At 74.6% G+C, this 3277-nt stretch carries 3 protein-coding genes; 2 read left to right on the top strand and 1 reads right to left on the bottom strand.

Annotation, left to right across the window (positions count from 1 at the left end):
- Window positions 1-433 precede the first annotated feature (433 nt).
- On the bottom strand, window positions 434-1141 hold the full coding sequence (locus ABD308_RS30260) for a bifunctional DNA primase/polymerase (protein ID WP_344341910.1): 708 nt from the start codon (window positions 1139-1141) through the stop codon (window positions 434-436).
- A gap of 327 nt (window positions 1142-1468) precedes the next feature.
- Here ABD308_RS30260 and ABD308_RS30255 point away from each other — a divergent pair, with 327 nt between their 5' ends.
- Together ABD308_RS30255 and ABD308_RS30250 are read left to right on the top strand one after the other, a co-directional pair.
- Complete coding sequence (locus ABD308_RS30255) at window positions 1469-2845, top strand: NsdA family TPR-like regulatory protein (protein ID WP_344341904.1); 1377 nt, start codon at window positions 1469-1471, stop codon at window positions 2843-2845.
- 184 nt (window positions 2846-3029) lie between these two features.
- Window positions 3030-3277: hypothetical protein (locus ABD308_RS30250; protein ID WP_344341898.1), on the top strand; the 248-nt coding region annotated here is incomplete at its 3' end.

Raw genomic sequence — 3277 nt, 5'->3', positions numbered from 1 at the left:
GGCGGCGAGCGTAACAACCCCGCCGGCGCCCGTGCCACCGAATTAACCGGCCCCGTCCGGCCCCTCCCGTTCCCTCCCGCCTTCCGTGGCACCGGCCTCCCCGAACCCGGCCGGTACCACGGCCCCGCCCTGTCCCCTCCGGCTCCCCTCCGTCCCTCCCGTCCGCCCCGCCCGGCTTCCCCGACCGAGCGCCCCGTCCGGCGACCCCTCACGCTGGGAGTTCTCCCACTCGGACGATCAAGGCAATCCTTGAGCGCTGTCACTCGTCCGAGGGGCTTTCACCGTTGACCAGCGGGTACACCGAAGCCTTATCCGCACATGCGTATGACGGGCCCCGCCTCCGGTGGGAGACAAGGCCCGTCACTCGCGCGCGGGGTGTCGCGCGGCGCACGCCCTCACCCGATCGGCGTAGGGCGGCAGTCCGGGGAGGCGGTCAGCGCACCGCCGCGGGCAGGGCCGGCCGGGGCGCGCCCGACGGCGCGTCACGCCCGCAGGCGTAGGCCAGCGGGCTGATCAGCTCGGCCGCGTCCGGCAGCCAGCGGCTGAGCGCGGTGGGCGAGCGGGCCCACTGGGCGAAGCCGCCCGAGCCGACCCGGGACGGCGGGGCCACCGTCCAGTCGCCCTCGCCGCGGGCCACCAGGTCCAGCCGGCCGGGCGCCCAGCCCAGCTTGCGGAGCATCTCCGGCAGCCGGGCGGCCACGCCGGGCAGCACCAGGAAGTGCAGCCGACGGCCGGAGCGCCCGGGGGCGGCCGGGACCACCACCGCCGGCCCCAGCTGCAGCCCCATCCGCTCCATCCGCGCCAGCGCCAGGCAGCCGGCCACCTCCGGGACGTCCAGCACGTCGAAGGACCGGCCGGTCGGCAGCAGGATCGACGCCTCCGGGTGCTCCGTCCACCAGCGCAGCACCGCGCCCGGCCCCGCGCTCGCCCGGCGCGCCCAGTCCGTGTCGATCGGGTGGGCGCCGGGGAGGGCGCAGCGCCGCTCGCCGCAGGAGCAGCGCGCGGGCCCGTCGCCATCGACCAGCCAGGCACCCGGGGCGACCTCCCAGTGGCAGGTCTCGGCGTAGCCGACGGCCTCGATGAGCAGCGGCGGCGCTCCGCGGCCGGAGCCCTGGCCGGGAGGATCGGGGATGTCTTCCACGGGGAGCTCAACTACCGTGCGTGAGAGGGGTTACGGGCGCGCCGGGACCGCTGGGCCACCCGGGTGTGATTCACCCGAACCGGTGAGGCGGACCGTGCGGGAGCGCGCCGGGGGGAGCCGAGGTGGGCGCAGTGGGGGCGCACAGGAGCATTCTGCCGGGCGCGTGGGGGGTGGGGATCGTCACCGTGGGTATCCCGCTGGCGTTGCTGATCGCTAACCTGGTGTCAGTTTCCTTGAACGGTCGGACAGTCGGCAACTCGGCAACAGAGATCAGCAGAAAGCGTCGCCCGCCGGCCGGGACCGGAGGGTGTGGGGAGGCGAAGCCCAATGGCCGCGAGACCACTTGTCGCACGACAGCCCAACGAGCGTCTCCAGCAGCTGATCCAAGAGGCCAGCTGCTCCAACGCAGGTCTGGCACGGAGAGTCAACCTCTGCGGTGCCGAGCACGGCCTGGACCTGCGGTACGACAAGACCTCCGTCGCGCGTTGGCTCCGTGGCCAGCAGCCGAGGGGGCAGGCGCCGGCGGTGATCGCCGAGGCGCTCGGGCGCAAGCTGGGGCGCGGCGTGTCGGTCGAGGAGATCGGCATGGCCGACGGCAAGAACCTCAGCTCCGGCATCGGCCTGCAGTTCGCGCCGACGCTGGGCGCCGCGCTGGAGCAGGTCTGCGAGCTGTGGCGCAGCGATGTCGGCCGCCGGGACTTCCTGACCGGGGCGACGGTGGCGGCCTCCGCCCTGGTCGAGCCCAGCCGGGACTGGCTGATCACCCCGCCCGACCCGGTGGTGGCCCGCAGCGGCGGCACCCGGGTCGGCCCGACCGACGTCGCGGCCGTCAAGGCGACCACCGCGATGCTGGTCGACCTGGACCACCGGTTCGGCAGCGGGCACGTCCGCCCGGTGGTGGTGCACTACCTCAACAGCGTGGTCTCCGGGCTGCTCGGCGGCTCCTACCGGGACGAGACCGGACGTCAACTCTTCGCCGCGGTCGCGCGGTTGACCGAGCTGGCGGGCTACATGGCGGTGGACACCGGTCAGCCGGGCCTGGCCCAGCGCTACTACATCCAGGCGCTGCGGCTCGCCCAGGCCGCCGACGACCGGGGCTACGGCGGGTACGTGCTGGCGGCCTCGATGAGCCACCTGGCGGCGACCCTGGGCAACCCGAGGGAGATCGCCCAACTCGCCCGGGCCGCCCAGGAGGGCGCCCGGACGGTGGCCACCCCGACCGCGATGGCGATGTTCTACGCGGCCGAGGCGCGCGGGCACGCCCTGCTCGGTGACGCCAAGGCCTGCGAGGCGGTGGCCGCCAAGGCGCTGGAGATGATGGAGAAGCGCCGCCCGGAGGACGATCCGGACTGGATCGCCCACTTCGACGACGCCTACCTCGCCGACGAACTGGCCCACTGCCACCGGGACCTCGAACAGGCCGGCCCGGCCGAGCACTACGCCCGCCGGGCGCTCGACCTGCACCCGCCGACCCGGGTGCGGCGCCGCGCGGTGGACCTCGTGCTGCTGGCGACGGCGCAGCTCCAGCAGCGGGACGTCGAGCGGGCCTGCGAGACCGGGGCCCAGGCGGTCCGGCTGCTGAGCGGGCTGCGGTCCAACCGGGGCGTGGAGTACCTGGACGAGTTCCGGCGCCGGCTGGAGCCCTACCGGGAGCAGCGGGTGGTCCGCGAGTTCCAGGCCAGGGCGGAGGCGGAGGCGGCCTGAGCCGGGGCCGTCAAGGAGGTCGGCGGGGAGCGTGCAGGGTCGGTGAGGATGGACCGCCCACGTGGTCGGCCGGTTCGGTGAACCGGTAGCGTGGGCGCGACGTCCAAGGAACTGTGATGCTCCCAAGAACCGACGAGATGTGGTCCGCCGTCAGCGCGCGGTCGTGCACAGGTGAGGAATCGCGTTGAGCCAGCGCCGCTCGTACCACAACTCGGGTGACTTCAACCTGGACGACCTGTTCCGTCCGGAGCCCGGTCAGCAGCCGGGGCATCAGCAGGCCCCGCCGCAGGGCCAGCAGCCGGGGCATCAGCCGCAGGGACAGCCGCCGCAGGGACAGCCGTACGGGCCGCCGTACGGCCAGCCGCCGGCCGCGCCGTACCCGGGCCGGCCGGCCGGACAGCCGTCCGGCCAGCCGGAGTACTTCGGGGACGG

The organism is Kitasatospora putterlickiae (assembly GCF_039527695.1).
In the GTDB taxonomy this organism is placed as follows: Bacteria; Actinomycetota; Actinomycetes; order Streptomycetales; family Streptomycetaceae; genus Kitasatospora; species Kitasatospora putterlickiae.
Note: the sequence above shows the minus strand (reverse complement) of the source record. Positions and strands in the feature narration are given on the sequence as shown.

What these genes read in the sequence shown, in the direction of transcription:
- ABD308_RS30255 (WP_344341904.1), top strand. Translation starts at nt 1,469, where the DNA reads ATGGCCGCGAGACCACTTGTCGCACGACAGCCCAACGAGCGTCTCCAG.